Raw genomic sequence first — 18,461 nt, 5'->3', positions numbered from 1 at the left:
AATTTTTAATTTTAACTTTCATTGTGAACAAACAAATTTATCCTTATTTATGGTTTGATTGAAAAGCCAAAGAAGCAGCAGATTACTATTGTTCCATTTTTAAAGATTCTAGAGTAACATCAGAAAATCCTCTAGTTGTTACTTTTTAATTAAATGGAAATAAATTCATGGGTTTAAACGGTGGTCCAAAATATAAATTCTCACCTGTAACTTCATTTGTTATTGAATGTGATACTCAAGAAGAAATAGATTATTATTGGGATAACTTAGGTAAAGATGTAGTTTATAATCAGTGTAGTTGGTTAGATGATCAACATGGAATTTCTTGGCAAACTGTTCCAACAATACTTGGTCAGTTAATGTCAAATCCAGAAAAAAGTCAAAAAGTTATTGTAGCGTTTTTAAAAATGACTAAATTTGATATTGCTACTTTAATAAATTCTTAAAATTAATACATAATGAAAAATGCTATTAACTGGTTCGAAATCCCAGTAAAAGATTTCGCAAGAGCTAAAAGTTTTTACGAAACAATATTAAGTTGTGAAATGCAAGTAATGGAAGGCATGGGTATGAAATCTGCATTCTTTCCTGCTGATATGCAAAACGGTATTGGTGGTTGTATTATTGAAGGAGATGGTTATGAGCCATCAATTAATGGATCATTAGTTTATTTAAATGGTGGAGAAGACTTAAGTTTAGTTTTATCTAAAGTAGAATCTGCAGGTGGTAGTATCATATTATCTAAAACCCTTATAGGTTCAAACGGCTTCATGGCTTATTTTACTGATACAGAGGGGAATAAAATTGGTCTTCATTCAACTAAATAGTTTTTTATTAATTTTGGAATAAAAACTTCAATTATAATTTTAAAAATATTTAAATTTTCATTTTATACATATGATTGCTATTATATTATGATTTTATCTGAGTTTTTTTAAAAATTATCCAAACCTTCCAATTATTTTTTTAGATAATATTTGGAAGGTTTTTTAACTTTAATTCTAAAATGAACTTATTAAAATAGCACAAACAATTTAAAGTTTTATAAGCTACTTCAAAATAGATATTTTTTTATTAAACACTTTCCCTTTATATGTTACTACTTGAACAAAATAATCTCCATTTACAAATTCAGGTATATTAAGTTTTTCCATAATTGAAAAATTAACAAATTGTTTTTTAAAAACTTCTTTACCATTAACATCAAAAATTGTCAACTCAAGTTGTTTTATATCATTTGAGGGTAATAATAGATTTAAATAATTACTAATTGGATTTGGATAAACTGAAAACTCATCTTTTTGAATGTTAATTTCATCTAAGTCTGTTGTGCCTAAGTCATACTCCCAAAAGTCATTTTGAAGCCCTTTCCCTACTACAGATCCTAACCCAACATAACCCTTATTACCAATCGAAAATGATACAGATTCGAAACGTTCTCCACCTGGGAAATTAGTTGCAACAGTCCAACTATTTTTCAATTGATTGTAAGCCCAAAAGTCAACTGCTCCACCTGTATGTCCTAAACCTACAAACGCATATAATCCTATTACAAATGAAACAGATTCAGACCTTGCAACTCCAGCATAATTTAATTTTTGTGACCATTTATTATTGATGGCATCATATTCCCATAAGTCATTATAGACCGATGATCCATTTCTCCCTGTAGTTAAATATGCTTTATTCCCTAAGGTAAACACAATTGAAGCATCACGTATTGATGCAGGCAAACTTGCTTTTACTATCCATTTATCTAATTGTGGATCATATTCGTATAAATCATTATTTTTTACTTTAGAATCACTTCCTAATCCAATATAACCTTTGTTATCTATTGCAAAACCAATTGCATCCCTTCTTGGGGTTCCAGGAAATTTTGTTTTTACTGTCCACTTATCTATAGCTGGATCATATTCCCAAAAATCATTTATAAGTGAAGTTCCATTCATTCCTGTCCCTATGTATGCTTTGTTTCCAATAACAAAAGCCACAGGCTCGCGTAATCCATCAATTGGAGCATTAGATTTTTTAATCCAACTATCATTGCTTGGGTTGTATTCCCAAACTTCATTAGTCCAATTTGGATATTTAATTGTACCACCAACAATGTAACCTTTCCCATTTATAGTAAATCCTACTCCCTCATGAGTAGCAACTCCTGGAAAATTAGCCTTTTGAATCCATTTACCTTGTCCATATAAAGATATATTTAGAGTCAAGATTACTGAAAGTAGAACAACAAATTTATTCATTTTTTTTGATTTTTTTTGATAACATATATTAATTATTTTTAGCACCATCATCTAACCAACAGCTAATTTTTTTTAGCTCTAAATCAGATAATGACAAATTTACTGGCATATCTTTTTTCTCTAAAACTCGGTTCTTAAAAGTTCCTAAATTAACTGAAACCATAAGCCCCTCATAAGTTGCGTAATTTGTTGGGGCTACTCCAGCACCATCGTGGCACCTTGCATTCATACAAGTTGAATTAATTATTACTTTAATAGAACTTGAGTACTTCGAATCTAAATTTTCACAAGGTAATTGAGCATCTAAAACCTTTGTGTTATTTGTACATGAATAACAAAACTGTATTAATAATACAAACAAAACTATATTATTATAATGGATTAGGTAATTTAATTTAAATTTCATTTCTATGAATAACAATTGTTATAATTTAAATTTCAAGTTATAAAATTTCTTGAAATTAGAATGTACTATATTGACTAATCAATACGAAAACTTATTTACTGATTTTTGTTAATACATTTTATTAATTAAACTTCTCTAAATTAAATTTGAAATACTTTGCAAATTGACAATTATAAATAAATGTTTTTTAAACTACATAATACTCGTAGTTTATTGTTTGAAAAAAATCAATATTCTATTTTTTAGATTTCATGATTAATCAAAAATTTAATTAATAAATTCTAATCAAATGAACATTAATCATTTCTTAAAAGTTTTTCAAAATTCTACAAATCTTTTAAACAGTTCAGAACTTACAAAATTAGAAATAGATTTTAGTGTTGGTATTTATTTGGACTCCGTTTTTTTGAAATTATATAAAAAAGAATGGGGTAATAATTTTAGTGATCCATTAAATGCTAATACTAGAATTTTTTTTTCTGTTTGGGTTAGCAACAAAACTCTTCTCAATGATAAATTGTTTTATAATATTCATGCTTTTAAACTCAGGGATTTAAAAGGTTATTCAATTTCAAGCAGAGATTTTGCTTCAAATTTTAGGTCAAAATTCAATGCTTTCAAACATGAATGGGAAAATGTAAGTGTTAATTTCGGTCCATTAACATTAATGGAAGGATGGGTTAATTATAACAAATTAGAAATCGAAAGAACTATCTCCAACTTAGCAAATAATTTTATTAAAATCTCAGACTTGATTGATGAAACTCTAAAAATATTTGAGCACCAAAGTAATAAATAAAAATCTAAGATGTTTCATTTTTTTAGTTAATTAGTTAATTACAAATATTTATGTAATAATATATAATTTTATATAAAGTATTTTATTCACTCTTAGAATCATAAGCAATTTCTACATTAATAAATTAATTTCCAAGTTTTTAACTCAATTAGTATTTTCAATAATATCTAATTTACAAAATGAAAATTTCAGAAGAAAAATCAAAAAAAATATTTATTGATGGAGCAATTACTCCAAACTTCATAGCAGAATCTATAGCAAAACATAGTATTAAAAAGAACATTGGAGCTCATCAAATTTTCTTAGGTCAAATTAGAAGTGATGAAATTAATGGGAGAATTGTTCAAGCAATTGATTTTACAGCATTTAAAGAAATGGCTGAAAAAGAGTACTATAATTTACGTGAAATTATTTTTGGGAAATATGAATTAACTTGTATGCACGTTTATCACAGTCTAGGAAAAATTTATGCTGGTGAAATAAATTTATTTGTATTCACTTCATCAGCTCATAGGAAGCATGCTACTGAAGCTTGTGCTGAAATGGTTGAGCTTATAAAAACTAATTTGCAAGTTTGGGGTAAGGAAATATTTGATGATGAAAATCATTCTTGGAAAGTAAATAAGTAAAGAAATTTAAAGTAGAAAACAATAAAATAATCTAGTAATGAAATGATTTATGGTTGATATTATAAATAAAATTAAAACACTTCGTTATGCTAAAGCTCAAGCAATTGTAAGGCTAAGTAGTCAATCAACTGTAGAAACTATATTAAATAAGTTAGTACCTAAAGGTGATGTATTTGAAATAGGAAAAGCCGCAGCATTGCTTGCAATAAAAAATACAAGCAATGTAATCCCAGATTGTCATCCAATACCAATAGAATTTGCTTCTGTTAATTTTTGGATTGAGTTATTAGAGATAATTATTGAAGTTGAGGTTAAAACTATTTATAAAACTGGTGTTGAAGTTGAAGCAATGCATGGAGCATCAATTGCTGCTTTAACAGCTTATGATATGCTCAAACCAATTGATAAAGGTATTGAAATAAATTCAATTAAATTGTTAGAGAAAAAAGGTGGTAAAACTGATTTTAATGGAAAGTTTATGATGGGTTTAAATGCTGCAGTGGTTGTATGTTCAGATTCAATATCAACTGGTAAAAAAGTTGACTTTGCTGGCAAAGCAATTATAAGCATGTTGGAATCATTAAAAATTAATATTAAAGATTATTCAATTATACCAGATGAACCTAAGCTTATTAAAAATAAAACTCTAAGTCTTGTTGATGATAAAATAAATTTGATAATTTTTTCCGGTGGTACTGGCCTATCCCCACGAGACCTTACACCTGAAACTATCTTACCTTTAATTGATAGAAAAATTCCTGGAATTGAGGAAACTATGAGGAGTTATGGTCAAGAGAGAACACCATACAGTATGTTATCTAGAGGTGTTGCAGGAATGATTAAGGGCTCATTAATACTAACACTTCCTGGCTCAACAAAAGGTGCACAAGAAAGCATGAATGCTCTTTTTCCATATATACTTCATGTGTTCAATGTAATGAATATGGAAAATCATTATTGATTTTATATTTTTAAAAAATATTTGATTAAATTAATTTGATAATAAAAATTGGCAAACAAAACTTCACAACATATTTTAGGAACCTCAACAAACTTACTTGGTTTCTGTTTGATTATAATAACATCATTACACTTAACCAATCAAACTGAAAGTAATTACTTAGACGAATTTGCTTCCATTATTGCATTACTACTAACAATCTCTTCTGGGTTATCTTTTTTATCTGTTAAATCTGAAAATATAAAATGGGAATTTAAATTAGAACAAATGGCTGATTTTTTGTTTTTTGTTTCCTTACTAGGAATTTTTGGAATTGTTATAATTCTACTCACAAATTTTTGGAATAAATAATATAACATAATCATAAAGCTTTATCTAGCTTTATGAATTATGTAGGTAACAATTCCCCAGACAGAAAAATCATTCTCTTCAGTAATTATTATTGGCTCATAATCAGTGTTTGCTGGCATAAGCCATACTCCTTTTGCGTTTACACGGAGTGTTTTGAGCGTGAATTCTGAATCAATATAACAAACAGCTTTTGAGCCATCAACTGGAGTTAAAGACCTATCAATCACTAGAATATCACCCTCATAAATTCCAGCATCTCGCATTGATTGTCCTCTTACACGACCATAAAAAGTTGAGCTAGGGTTTTTTACAAGTTCTAAGTTAAGATCAATAGCAAGTTCAAGATATTCTTCAGCTGGGCTTGGGAAGCCCGCACTAATGCGTTCAGCTAATGGTAGCATTAATTTTGTATCTACATTTGCTGTATAAAAATCTATCGTCGATGTACTGTAAAGTTTTTTTAACATGTTATTAAGTTACACTACCTTTTTAAACTATCTTTTTAAAAAATATTTACAAATGATTACTAATATCAACTTAAAAGTAAAAACTGAAAGTAAAATTTTAAATTTATAAATAAAATTCTATTTATTCATTTTATAACGCAGAATTACTCTATTATCTGGATCTAAATATTTTTTTGCAACTCTTAAAATATCATTTTTGGTAATAGCTTTCATCATACTTATTTCTTTGTTTATTAAAGCAGGTTTTTGAAAATAAAAATCAAGCTCACCCAATTTAATTGACTTTTCAAGTGTATTAGATCTTTCTTCAACCATTTCAAACTCCATCATATTTTTAGCTTTATTTAGGTCTTGATCAGTAACTTCTGAATTTGATATATTCGAAATTTCTCTATCTAATTCAAGCATAATATTCTCGAAAATTGTGCTAGGATACATTACTGCGAATATACCAAGTATACCCCCTTTTTCAAAAAATAATGGTAACCCTTGTACATCTAAAGCGAGGGAGTTAGTTGATATTAGATTTTGTGAAATTTTTGAAGATCTCCCTTCAACAAGAATTTTTGATAACAAAGCCACTGCAATGTAATCAGAATCTTTTTTGCCAATGGTTTTATAAGAATAAGAAATTGCTGGGAGATCATTCTTAGAATCTTTAATATCAATTTGGAGTTCCTTTGTGGATGGCTTCCATTCAAAATTTTGCCTTGGAATTAAATTCCCTTTTGGAATTCCAGAAAAATAATCTAAAACCCAAGATTTTGTTTTAATAGTATCAAAATCCCCAGATAAAATGAGTATGGCATTATTGGGAACATAAAACTTTTTATAAAAGTCTTGAAACTCTCCAATTCTAGCTCTATCAATATATTGTGCTGAGCCAATTGGAGCCCAAGAATATGGCGTTCCTAATCCATTGTAAGCAAGAATATTCTCAATTACAAAACCATATTGCTTGTTGTCAATTAATTGTTTTCGTTCCTCACGAATTATTCTTCTTTGAGATTCAATTCCTGCCTCTTCAATTCGAGCACTTTTCATTCTTTCTGCTTCTATCCACAAACCTAACTTGATTTGATTCGAAGGAAGCTCACTGTAATAAACTGTATAATCATTAGTTGTAATTCCATTAATAGTACCACCTGCAATTTGAATTAAGTCATCAATTTCTCCATGCTTAATATTATTGCTACCTTCAAACATCAGGTGTTCAAAAAAATGTGCGAACCCTGTTCTTTCTGGTGATTCATCCTTTGAACCAACCCGATACATCATTACTGCTGTGACTGTTGGGGATGTTTTATCTGGACATAATATTACCCTCATATCATTAGGCAAGAAGAACCTAGAATACCTTATGGTAATACTATCATCTTGAGAATAACATTTTTGAATGTAGAAAAATGAAAATACTATAATTATATATTTGAAACCTTTTATCAATATTTTCAATTTGACAAATTTATATTTCTAATTAAATTCTGATATTTCAATTAAATTGAATTGGAGGATTTTTATTTTGAATTAAAAAAATGCAAATCATTAATAGTTGAATTGTAAGAAGCAAATACCATTTATAGATTGCAATTTATAATATTTTAAATGTAATTTTTTACTTATCAGCTTCACCCATCACTGGATCTAGTGATCCTATAATTGCAACAACATCAGATATCATAGCCCCTTCACACATAACTTGTAATGCTTGAAGATTACAAAATGATGGAGAATGTATTTTCATTCTCCAAGGGTGACCAGTACCATCCGAACAGATATAAAACCCAAGTTCACCTTTAGGTGATTCAATTGCTTGATAAATTTCACCTTTTTCAGGCATTGCACCAAAATTTACTAGCATAAAATCATGGATAAGTTCCTCCATTTTTGTATAAACTTCCTGCTTATGTGGTAAAGAATATTTAGCTTCATCGGCAATTATTGCACCTTGAGGATTCATATTCAGAAGTTGATTTACTAACTTAATTGATTCTTTCATTTCATCTCCGCGGACCAAATATCTTGATAAACAATCTCCATCAGTATATGTAATTACATCAAAATCTAATTCAGGATAAAGAAGATATGGTTCATCTCTTCGGAGGTCATGAGCAACACCACTACCTCTTAAGCAAGGTCCGGTAAGTCCTAATGAAATAGCATCTTTTGCAGATATTACACCTAACCCTTCAATACGATCCATGAATATTCTATTTCTATTAATTAGTCCTTCAAAATCGGATAATTGTTTGGGAAATTGAGAAATAAAATCTTTAATCATAGGAATAACTTCAGGAACAAAATCGTTTGCCACACCACCAATTCTACTATAGCTTGTTGTAAATCTTGCTCCACAAATCTTCTCAAAAATATCATATAATTTTTCACGTTCTCGGAAAGTCCAGAGTAACATTGTAACAGCCCCAACATCCATTGCCATAGCCCCCATAGCCATTAAGTGAGAGCTTATACGTGCAAGTTCACAAATTAGAGTTCGAATCCATTGAGCTCTATGTGGGGCATTTATACCAATTGCTTTTTCAACTGATAATGCACAAGCAACATTGTTAGACATTGGCGATAAGTAATCAAGCCTATCTGTATGAGGAATAAATTCATGATATGTAATATTCTCAGCTAGTTTTTCATAACCACGATGTAAGTACCCTAACTCTGGAATACATTTTTCTACTCTTTCACCATCAAGCCTTAGCAACACTCTCAATACCCCATGAGTTGCAGGATGCTGAGGTCCCATATTTAATACCATTGTATTATCTAAAGGATCATGTTCAGTAAATGTTATATTTTTATCTAATATTTTACTAACAATTTTGCGTTGTCTTTCTCCATAAACGCGTTCAAGAGTTGCAGTTGAATTCAATTGAATTATATAATATTTTATTTTATTTGACTAAATTCTTTTATAAATTTTGATTATGAATTTTTAGTAATACATTCCATATCAAATAAAAAATAACGATTCTAAGTAACAATTCATAACTTAATTTTTAATTAATCAATCACGTTGTGGCAAAGGCAATGAACCAGGAATTCCCATTACTGGAAAATCTTTTCTTAAAGGATACAAAGGTTCTCCTGTTGAAGGATTGTTAAAATCATCTGGCATATACATTCTCCTTAAATCTGGATGATGGCTAAAATATATTCCATGCATATCGAATGCTTCACGTTCATACCAATTTGCTGCAGTATATAAATTACAAATTGAATCTACTCTTGGTGAATCTTCAGTACATGTTGTTTTGATTCTAAGCCTAAGATTATCTTTTAAAGAAAATAAATTATAACCTACCTCAAATCTTGGATTTTTTTTATACCAATCAACACAGTATATATCTTTTAATATATCAAAACCCAACTCACTTTTTAAAAAAGAAATTACTGTATGCAACCCTTCCTTGGGAATTGTAATAGATGTCTCTTCTCTAAAAATTATTTTTTGAAATTCTATTTCAGGAAATTTTTCAATTAATTTTGGAATTATTTCAGAATCTATAAATTCGATTTTAGACATTTATATTATATTTTTTTTGAATAATCATTTAAGAAATTTTTCTCTTCTTTAGTTAAGTTATCAATTCCATGTTCATGAATTTTTTCTAACAACTCGTTCAAAATTTCCTCATTAGTTTGAATTGTTTGTATAAATATATGTTGAATAAGTTTTGGTCTTGCATTCTGAACTTTTGTTTGTACATTGTTATTAAGCACTGGTAAGCTTGACAACACATCTATGTGATTGCCATCAACAAATTCTTCAACTTTTCTGATTGGACCTAAGAAAAGAGAATACTTCTGATATCTAACATGGAAATAGACTCCACCAAGAATAATCCCATATATACTTTCAGCAAGGAATGGTAGAATTAATTTATCGTAAATGGCTAGATAAGCAGATATGATTACAACAATTCCTGTTGCAAAATATAAAAGAAATTTACTCTTAAAACTGAACACAAAAAAACGAAGTTCGCTGTTTGGGAATAAGTAAACAAAGCCTACAAGTACGAACATAGATACATTTCCTAATGCTCCAAACATATTACTACTCCTGTAAAAGAGTATCATATTTAGCATTGCAGTAATAAGAGTAATGGAAATTATAAGGAGAGTAAATCTCTTTTTACCAAGAAAAACTTCAAGCTCTTCAGATGGTAATGAAAAACAAATTATGCCTATAAAAAAACCAAATACTTCAAACTTTAATGGGAAAGTAACTAGCCTCCAAAGTTCAAAACTTGGAAAAACTTTTAAAGGTATTAAACTTGTATAATAATTTATTATTACACCTATTTGAAAAAATGAGCAAGCCCAAATAACAAATATACCCACCAATATTTTTCTTGAAACTGAATACATATTATGTGCAAAAATAAGTTAATTTATTGAGTTTTAACTTCCAAACTTTTATTTATGTTTAAAGTATTTTAAATCAACCTTAACTTTTGAATAATTTAATAATTCAATTTTTTTTATAATTTATTATTCAATTTAACTTCTATTAGCTCACTTTTAAATAATTATTATCAATTTAATCATATTTAGATTTATTTCTAATATGAATCATCTTATTATTTAAAAAATTTTCAATTCAAGAAAGCACTTTTATATCAATTTCTGGATTTAAATTACTCAATTAAACATAAATTCTCAATTCCTTTTTTTAATATTTATTATTTTTTGTATATTCGTGCCTCAAAAAAATTAGCACTCTAATTTAAAGAGTGCCAATAATTTTTAAACTGAATCGTTTTAGCTCCAAACAAACTTATAAATTTTACTTTAACTATATTTAATTACAAAAATGAATTTAAAACCACTTCACGACAGAATTATTATCAAGCCAGCACCAGCTGAAGAGATGACTTCCTCAGGTCTTATTATTCCAGATACAGCAAAAGAAAAGCCACAACGTGGTGAAGTTGTTGCTATTGGAACTGGTAAAGTTAACGACGAAGGTAAAGTTACACCTTTAGTAGTTAAAGCTGGAGATACCGTACTTTATGGAAAATATTCCGGAACAGAAATTTCAGTTGAAGGTTCAGATTACCTAATTATGCGTGAAAGCGATGTATTTGCAATTATTGGTTAATAAAAACTTTGAAAACTGCATTCTATCAAATATCAAGTAAGATATTGAATTTATATAACAATTTATTCAATATAAATTTAATAAAATCAACAGCTAAAAACAGCTTTTCATTTTCAAAACTTTAAAAATTAATTTAACAAAATAAAATGGCATCTAAAATAATAACATTTGATACTGACGCACGTGCAGCAATGAAGCGTGGAGTTGATCAATTAGCTAACGCAGTAAAAGTAACTTTAGGTCCTAAAGGACGTAACGTAGTTATTGAGAAGAAATTTGGCGCACCACTTATAACTAAAGATGGTGTTACAGTTGCAAAAGAAATAGAACTTGAAGATGCAATTGAAAACATGGGAGCTCAAATGGTTCGTGAAGTTGCATCAAAAACTAGTGATGTAGCTGGAGATGGAACAACAACAGCAACAGTACTTGCTCAAGCAATTATTAGAGAAGGATTAAAGAACGTTACAGCTGGAGCAAATCCAATGGACTTAAAAAGAGGTATTGACTTAGCTGTAACTCAAATAGTGATTGGTTTGAAAGAAATTAGCCGTGAGGTTCAAGGTAAAAAAGAAATTGCTCAAGTAGGCACAATTTCTGCAAACAATGATTCATCAATCGGAACATTATTAGCAGATGCAATGGACAAAGTTGGTAAAGATGGTGTAATAACAGTAGAGGAAGCTCGTGGAACTGAAACGGTTTTAGATGTTGTTGAAGGTATGCAGTTTGACCGTGGTTATTTATCACCATATTTTGTAACTGATGCTGACACAATGGAGGTAATTTTAGAAACTCCATTTATTTTAATTCATGATAAGAAAATCTCAGCAATGAAAGATCTTCTTCCAATTTTAGAAAAAGTTGCTCAAGCTGGAAAAACTTTATTAATTATTTCTGAAGATTTAGAAGGAGAAGCATTAGCAACTTTAGTTGTTAACAAACTTCGTGGCACTTTACGAGTATGTGCAGTAAAAGCACCTGGCTTTGGAGACCGCAGAAAAGCTATGTTAGAAGATATTGCTATTTTAACTGGTGGTACTGTTATAAGTGAAGAAAAAGGATACAAACTTGAAACTGCTACAGTTGAATATCTTGGAACTGCTAAAAAAATTAGTGTTGATAAAGATAATACAACAATTATTGAAGGAGCTGGAACAAGTGATGAAATTAAGAAAAGAATTAATGAGATTAAATCTCAAATAGAAAAAACAACTTCTGATTATGACCGTGAAAAATTGCAAGAACGACTTGCAAAATTATCTGGTGGAGTTGCAGTAATTAAAATTGGTGCAGCAACTGAAGTTGAGATGAAAGAGAAAAAAGCTCGTGTTGAAGATGCTCTTCATGCTACTCGTGCTGCGATTGAAGAAGGAATTGTACCAGGTGGTGGAGTTGCATACTTACGTGCAGTTTCTAAACTTGATGGTTTGAAAGGTGAAAATGCAGATCAAAATATAGGGATTTCTATTATTCGTCGTGCTATAGAAGAACCTATTCGACAGATTGTTTCAAATGCTGGATTAGAAGGTTCAGTTATTGTTGCAAAAGTAAAAGATGGAACAGGTGATTTTGGATATAATGCTTACAATGATGAATATTGTAATATGATTGAAAAGGGAGTTATAGATCCAACTAAAGTTTCAAGAGTAGCGCTTGAAAATGCAGCGTCAGTTTCAGCACTATTAATTACTACTGAAGCAACAGTAGTTGAGAAAAAAGAGAAAGAAGAGCCAGCTGCTCCGCATAACCATGGTGGTGGAATGGGAGACATGTATTAATAGATTAATTATTTTATGTAGATTTAAGAAGCTCATTTGAATTGATTCAAATGAGCTTCTTTATTTTAAGCTATGTATTTTTATTAATTGAAATAATAAATACATACAAACAATTAGTTAATTTTAACCACTTCGAAAGGCTTGACAAGCTCTGGTAAGTAGCTAGTAAGAGTATTTGTTATTGTATCTAACACAATATAAGTTGCTGGAATATCTCTTTTTTTTGAAGGATCATAACCCATAACTGTGCCTGGATTTGCAAGTATTGTGTTCTCTTTTCTTTCAATATTGTAAATGTGATTATGTCCATAAAAAACAATATCATAAACAGAGGATCGAGCTAGAATTTCTGCTATATTATCAAAATGATGCATTGCTATTCTTAAGCCTCCAACGTCACGTTTTTCATAATCTCCAAATAAATTCTCGAAATCAACTCTTTTAACTAGCTTTCCATTGTATTCAACTAACTCAGCAAATTCACCGTGAATATGTACATCAAATTGAGTTTGATGAGCCTTCGCCGTAATTCTAAAAGAATCACCATCATTGTTACCTAACACTAAATGAATTGGTTTCTTCTGAAAACTATCCATCATTAAACCTAACGTGAATGGAGAACATAAATCTCCTAAAAAAATCATAGCGTCTAAATCATTGTGATCTGCAAGGGTAGATCTTAAATTTCGGATATGATCATGGATATCTGATAATACTAATATTTTCATCTATTTTTGTTTTGCACCTTGTTTCTGTAATTGTTCCTGAATTTGCTTTTGAAAGATTTGTTGTTGATCTTTTTCGCTGTTATTTGAGGTAACATTTTTATTAACTTCTTTTGGTTGTTCAATTGCCAAACCTAATCTAGAATTTGCTTCTGGTAAATATCTATTCTCACCCTGAATTTTTTCTATCACTCCCACCACAGCTCGACTAGAACTTTCAGTAAGTTTAAGGAAAGTATTTGGTTGAAATCCAATCCATACAAATAAGATTACTAATGGAATAACTAATCCAATTTCAGTTTTTGTTAAATCTGATAAAGTACTATTTTCTGTTTTAGTTATAGCACCCATAAATATTTTTTGATAAAGTAACAACAAATAAACAGCTGCAAAAATTACACCTGAAGCACCAATAATTGCAAACCATTTTGATGATAAATGTTGAGAAGTAAAAGTACCAATAAGTGTTAGATATTCACCAACAAAACCATTTAACCCTGGAGCACCAACACTCGAGAGCATTGCAAAAGCAAACATCACTGCAAATATTGGCATAGATTTAGCAACCCCCCCAAACTCATTAATCTCCCTAGTATGCCTTCTTTCATATATAAATCCAACACATAAAAACAACATGCCTGTCGATAAACCATGATTTACCATTTGAAGTACTGCCCCTTGAACTCCTTCTACTGTCATTGAAAATATGCCTAGAACAACAAATCCTAAGTGAGCAACAGATGAATAAGCAACTAATTTCTTAATGTCAGTTTGTACCATTGCAACTAAAGCACCATAAATAATTCCAATAACTGCTAAGGTTGATATAACATCTGCATAATAGAGTGAAGATTGTGGAAACAACTGCAAATTAAATCTGATAAGACCGTAAGTACCCATTTTTAAAAGTACAGCTGCAAGTAATACAGATCCAGCAGTTGGAGCTTGTGTATGTGCATCTGGTAGCCAAGTATGTAATGGGAATAATGGAACTTTAATACAGAAAGAGAGTGCAAATGCTAGAAAAAGCCATTTCTGTGTTACAAATGGGATTGAAGGTCCAATATGCATAAGTTTGATAAAATCTGAAGTAAAAGCACCTCCAGATTTTTGAGCCTCGTGTCCTAACCATATTATAGCTACAAGCATTAATAAAGAGCCCGCCATTGTATAGATAAAGAATTTAACTGCTGCATAAATTCTTTCTTTTCCACCCCATATTCCTATAAGTAAATACATTGGAATTAGAACTAACTCCCAAAAAACATAAAACACAAATGTATCAAGTGATATAAAAACGCCTATAACTCCAAACTCTAATAATAATAATAATGGGTAATAAAAGGATTTTTTTTCCTTAATAGATTCCCAACTAGATATTATTGCTATTGGGAAAATTAGAGTGGTGAGTAAAACTAACAATAAGGACATACCATCAATTCCAAATTTGAAATTAATATCTAATGAATTGATCCATGGGTAACTTGTTACAAATTGAAATTTCGAATCTGATGGATTAAAACCACTGTAAAACAATAACGAAACTGCAAATGTTATTATTGAGAAAAAAGCAGAAGAATATTTAACTGCTTTCCCATTAAGAAATGGAGTTATTATTGCTCCTATTAAAGGTATTAGTAAAGTAAGTAACAGCATTTATCAATTTATATTTATCGGTTAACAATAATTGAATTTGCAATAATTATCAATTTCAATATTTAAAGAAGAAAACAATCCATCCTAAAATAACTACTACTCCAGCTATAAATAAAGTTGCATAATGCTGGACAACTCCAGTTTGTATTTGCCTAAAGATACCTGAAAAACCAGCAATTAAGCGGCTTCCACCGTTGATGCTTCCATCAATTAATTTTCTATCTATTACATTATACAAGAATTTATCAGAAATAAATTGAATTGGTTTTAAGATAAAATTATTATAAATTTCATCTACATACCATTTATTCAAAAGCAACTTATAAATTCCATTAAATTGAATTGATATTTTTTGAGGTAGTTCAGTTTTCTTCAAATAAAAAGTTCTTGCTAGCATAATTCCACAAGTAGCAATAACAGTTGATATTATAATTAAAATCATTTCTAAAGAATGCTGCTCATGAACAGTATTTAAAAATTTTTCTGCTGGATCAAAAACTGGTTCAAGCCAATGATGTAAAACATTTACAAAATTAAAATTTCCAATTATAGCAGGAATTCCTAACAAACCAGCAGTAGCTGATAGTAATGCAAGTATCCATAATGGAATTGTCATTGTTTTAGGAGATTCATGAGGGTGCACATGATGATGATCAAAATTTTCATTCCCATCAAAAGTCATATAAACTGATCTAAACATATAAAATGCAGTCATAAAAGCAGCAACAGCTGCTACAATCCATAACACCCAGCTTCCATTTACCCAAGCTTTAAATAAAATTTCATCTTTAGAAAAAAATCCAGAAAGAGGGGGTATTCCAGCTATTGCAATAGCGCCTATTAAGTAAGTTTTATAAGTTTGAGGCATATATTTTTTCAAACCACCCATTTTTCTCATATCCTGTTCGTGGTGCATTCCATGAATAACAGAACCACTTCCCAAGAATAAAAGAGCTTTAAAAAATGCATGGGTTAGAACATGAAAAACTGCTGCAGAAAATGAGCCAACTCCTAAAGCAACAAACATAAATCCTAGTTGAGAGACAGTTGAATAAGCTAATACTTTTTTAATATCATTTTGTACTAAACCTATAGTTGCAGCAATCAATGCAGTTGTTATTGCAATTCCAGTCATTACAGACATTGTAAATGGTGATAAAGCAAAAAGTACTGATGTTCTAGAAACTAAGAATATTCCAGAGGTTACCATTGTAGCTGCATGAATAAGTGCTGAAACAGGTGTAGGACCAGCCATTGCATCAGGGAGCCATACTCCTAATGGGATTTGTGCAGATTTCCCGCATGCTCCTAATAATAAAGACAATGTTGCATAAGTTAAAGCACTACTTTGCCCTGGTGAGAAACCACCATTTGAAACAATTGTAATTAACTCTTGATATTTTAAAGTTCCAAATTCATTATATAAAATAAACATTGCAATCAGCATTCCCAAATCTCCAATTCTATTTACAATAAATGCTTTTTTTGCAGCGTCTCCAGTTGTTTTAATACCTACTCCTTCAAACTTCTGATCATACCAAAACCCTATCAATAAAAACGAACACAATCCAACACCTTCCCAACCCAAAAAAGTTACAGCTAAGTTATCAGCTAAAACTAGATTGAGCATCATGAAAATAAATAAATTTAGGTAAGCAAAAAATCTTGCAAATCCTTTATCTCCATGCATGTATCCAATTGAATAAATATGGATTAGAGTACCAACACCAGTAATTACTAAAAGGAAAACAATTGATAATTGGTCTAATTGGTAATTCAAACCTACATTGAATTTCCCTGCTGAAATCCAATCTGCAACATGCACCATAATACTCCTTTTTTCAACTGGCAAACTGATCATATTGAAAAGTAAACTAACTGAAATAATGAAACCGATGCCTACTGTACTCGTACCAATAATTCCTGAAATCTTTTCATTATTTATCTTCTTACCAAAAATGCCATTAATAGCAAATCCAATAAGCGGTAGAATAATTATTGTTACTATATAAAAGTCCATAATATAAAAATTAGTCTTGTATCATTATTAATTTCGAAAATGAGAACTACAACAAACTAAATTGTTAGTTTTATTCTTTACATCAAATAAATTGTTGAAATTTAGTTCAGTTGTTTAAAACTAATATTTAAATTTTCATCAACAATCATCATTGAATTTCTTTCAACTCTCATCCAATCAGATTTATTTTCTGTAAATGGTTCGCTTGCAATAATAACCGAGCCAGCTTTCCCTGTATCTGGAATCATATATGATTTTTCGTTTTCATCTACAATATACTCTTTACCATAAACATAATAGAGGGAGGCAGGTTGAACTCTCGGATTTGTTGTATATCTAGTAGCAATTATTGATTTGCCATTAGTTACACATATATTAATGTAAGAATGTTCTTCAATTTTTTTCTCTAGCAACAATTTTTTCAAATCATTATACATATCGCTCAATGCAATTATCATTTCATCAGTTGAAACATCACCTTTAGGATTTTTGAGTTTATTAAGAAACAATCCAAACATATATTCACTATCTGTTGAACCCCGGATTACCTCATAACTTTCATCATTAAGTCCACTTAGCAAAGATCTCCTAATAGATTTGAAACCACCAACCATACCATTATGCATCCAAGAAAGCTGACCATATACAAATGGATGGCAGTTTAATTGATCTATTATAGCTCCAGGTGAAGCTGCTCTAACGTGAGCAAACAATAATGATGTTTTAATTTTTTGGCATAATAATCTTAAATTAGTATTCGACCAAGACGGATGAATAGAACGAAACTGACCAGGCTCTGAATCAATTCTAAAATCATACCAAGAAACTCCACATCCATCACCATTGATAGGAGTAGACATTTCTTCAGCACGAATTGCTTGTCTCTGCATTAAGGAATGTTGTGGTTTGTAGAGCAAATCGCTCGCAAGAACCGGCTTGCCTGCATATGCAATTAATCTACACAAACTGATTTATACAATTAAATATTAAAGAGAAAAATAAATTATAAAGAGAAAAATATTTCGCAAAATTAAGATATATGATTAAATATATGGTATGAATATTAAAATCAATTTAAACCATTATCAAAATTAGTTCCATTAAAAATAACATTTAAAAATTGATTTTAAATTTAATCAATAATTATTGATATTGAGTTGTAACAAAAATTTAACTTTTGTGTCAATTATATCTATGTATTGATTTATAAAATAATTTTAAAATTAATTACAAACTATTTTCATAATTTTACAATCTTACTTTATTATAAATCTCAAAAACTTAAAAATTATAAA

General features: G+C 29.6%; 18 protein-coding genes and 1 pseudogene. 8 read left to right on the top strand and 11 right to left on the bottom strand.

The features are described 5' to 3' along the window. The first annotated feature begins 95 nt into the window (after positions 1 to 95). Together IPP08_00990 and IPP08_00985 are read left to right on the top strand one after the other, a co-directional pair. A pseudogene (locus IPP08_00990) lies at positions 96 to 446 on the top strand (VOC family protein). Positions 447 to 458: 12 nt separating this feature from the next. Further along, entirely contained in the window at positions 459 to 827 is a 369-nt protein-coding gene (locus IPP08_00985; protein QQS66784.1) for a VOC family protein, read from the top strand. A gap of 222 nt (positions 828 to 1,049) precedes the next feature. Here IPP08_00985 and IPP08_00980 read toward each other — a convergent pair whose 3' ends face one another. Both IPP08_00980 and IPP08_00975 read right to left on the bottom strand, forming a co-directional pair. Further along, positions 1,050 to 2,255: a T9SS type A sorting domain-containing protein gene (locus IPP08_00980; protein QQS66783.1), complete on the bottom strand. Its 1,206-nt coding sequence runs from the start codon at positions 2,253 to 2,255 to the stop codon at positions 1,050 to 1,052. 28 nt (positions 2,256 to 2,283) lie between these two features. Then, positions 2,284 to 2,661: a hypothetical protein gene (locus tag IPP08_00975; GenBank protein QQS66782.1), complete on the bottom strand. Its 378-nt coding sequence runs from the start codon at positions 2,659 to 2,661 to the stop codon at positions 2,284 to 2,286. 289 nt (positions 2,662 to 2,950) lie between these two features. On the opposite strand from IPP08_00975, the gene IPP08_00970 reads away from it, so the two are divergent. The 4 genes from IPP08_00970 to IPP08_00955 all read left to right on the top strand — a co-directional run bounded on the left by IPP08_00970 (position 2,951) and on the right by IPP08_00955 (position 5,401). Next, on the top strand, positions 2,951 to 3,460 hold the full coding sequence (locus IPP08_00970) for a hypothetical protein (GenBank protein QQS66781.1): 510 nt from the start codon (positions 2,951 to 2,953) through the stop codon (positions 3,458 to 3,460). A 185-nt stretch (positions 3,461 to 3,645) separates the two neighbouring features. Continuing rightward, positions 3,646 to 4,089, top strand: a complete 444-nt coding sequence (locus IPP08_00965; protein ID QQS67803.1) for a molybdenum cofactor biosynthesis protein MoaE — start codon at positions 3,646 to 3,648, stop codon at positions 4,087 to 4,089. A gap of 49 nt (positions 4,090 to 4,138) precedes the next feature. Further along, on the top strand, positions 4,139 to 5,050 hold the full coding sequence (locus tag IPP08_00960) for a bifunctional molybdenum cofactor biosynthesis protein MoaC/MoaB (protein QQS66780.1): 912 nt from the start codon (positions 4,139 to 4,141) through the stop codon (positions 5,048 to 5,050). A gap of 48 nt (positions 5,051 to 5,098) precedes the next feature. Continuing rightward, positions 5,099 to 5,401, top strand: a complete 303-nt coding sequence (locus tag IPP08_00955) for a hypothetical protein (protein QQS66779.1) — start codon at positions 5,099 to 5,101, stop codon at positions 5,399 to 5,401. A gap of 20 nt (positions 5,402 to 5,421) precedes the next feature. Here the strand turns inward: IPP08_00955 and umuD are convergent, their stop codons facing one another. The 5 genes from umuD to IPP08_00930 form a co-directional block, all read right to left on the bottom strand. Next, positions 5,422 to 5,868 carry a translesion error-prone DNA polymerase V autoproteolytic subunit gene (umuD, locus tag IPP08_00950; protein QQS66778.1) on the bottom strand — a complete coding sequence of 149 codons (447 nt, stop codon included), beginning with the start codon at positions 5,866 to 5,868 and terminating at the stop codon, positions 5,422 to 5,424. 117 nt (positions 5,869 to 5,985) lie between these two features. Beyond that, positions 5,986 to 7,323, bottom strand: coding sequence for an insulinase family protein (locus tag IPP08_00945; GenBank protein ID QQS66777.1), 1,338 nt, complete (start codon positions 7,321 to 7,323; stop codon positions 5,986 to 5,988). A gap of 160 nt (positions 7,324 to 7,483) precedes the next feature. Next, the gene (nuoD, locus tag IPP08_00940) at positions 7,484 to 8,752 is read right to left on the bottom strand and encodes an NADH dehydrogenase (quinone) subunit D (protein QQS66776.1); all 1,269 of its coding nucleotides are present in this window, start codon (positions 8,750 to 8,752) and stop codon (positions 7,484 to 7,486) included. Positions 8,753 to 8,887: 135 nt separating this feature from the next. Then, the gene (locus tag IPP08_00935) at positions 8,888 to 9,406 is read right to left on the bottom strand and encodes an NADH-quinone oxidoreductase subunit C (protein QQS66775.1); all 519 of its coding nucleotides are present in this window, start codon (positions 9,404 to 9,406) and stop codon (positions 8,888 to 8,890) included. 5 nt (positions 9,407 to 9,411) lie between these two features. After that, positions 9,412 to 10,251: a hypothetical protein gene (locus IPP08_00930; protein ID QQS66774.1), complete on the bottom strand. Its 840-nt coding sequence runs from the start codon at positions 10,249 to 10,251 to the stop codon at positions 9,412 to 9,414. A gap of 445 nt (positions 10,252 to 10,696) precedes the next feature. Between IPP08_00930 and groES the strand changes: the two genes are divergently transcribed. Next, positions 10,697 to 10,984 (top strand): co-chaperone GroES, encoded by a 288-nt coding sequence (gene groES / locus IPP08_00925; GenBank protein ID QQS66773.1) that lies wholly within the window; start codon positions 10,697 to 10,699, stop codon positions 10,982 to 10,984. Between the two features lie 146 nt (positions 10,985 to 11,130). Next, positions 11,131 to 12,765: a chaperonin GroEL gene (gene groL / locus IPP08_00920; protein ID QQS66772.1), complete on the top strand. Its 1,635-nt coding sequence runs from the start codon at positions 11,131 to 11,133 to the stop codon at positions 12,763 to 12,765. Between the two features lie 113 nt (positions 12,766 to 12,878). Here the strand turns inward: groL and IPP08_00915 are convergent, their stop codons facing one another. From IPP08_00915 to IPP08_00900, 4 genes are all read right to left on the bottom strand, one after another. Then, positions 12,879 to 13,493 (bottom strand): metallophosphoesterase family protein, encoded by a 615-nt coding sequence (locus IPP08_00915; GenBank protein QQS66771.1) that lies wholly within the window; start codon positions 13,491 to 13,493, stop codon positions 12,879 to 12,881. Next, entirely contained in the window at positions 13,494 to 15,146 is a 1,653-nt protein-coding gene (locus IPP08_00910; protein ID QQS66770.1) for an NADH-quinone oxidoreductase subunit M, read from the bottom strand. Positions 15,147 to 15,201: 55 nt separating this feature from the next. Further along, positions 15,202 to 17,166 (bottom strand): NADH-quinone oxidoreductase subunit L, encoded by a 1,965-nt coding sequence (nuoL, locus tag IPP08_00905; protein QQS66769.1) that lies wholly within the window; start codon positions 17,164 to 17,166, stop codon positions 15,202 to 15,204. Between the two features lie 101 nt (positions 17,167 to 17,267). After that, positions 17,268 to 18,131 carry a class II glutamine amidotransferase gene (locus IPP08_00900; protein QQS66768.1) on the bottom strand — a complete coding sequence of 288 codons (864 nt, stop codon included), beginning with the start codon at positions 18,129 to 18,131 and terminating at the stop codon, positions 17,268 to 17,270. Positions 18,132 to 18,461: the final 330 nt, after the last annotated feature.

This window comes from Chlorobiota bacterium, from assembly GCA_016700335.1.
Classification (GTDB): Bacteria; Bacteroidota; Ignavibacteria; order OLB7; family OLB7.
Note: the sequence above shows the minus strand (reverse complement) of the source record. Positions and strands in the feature narration are given on the sequence as shown.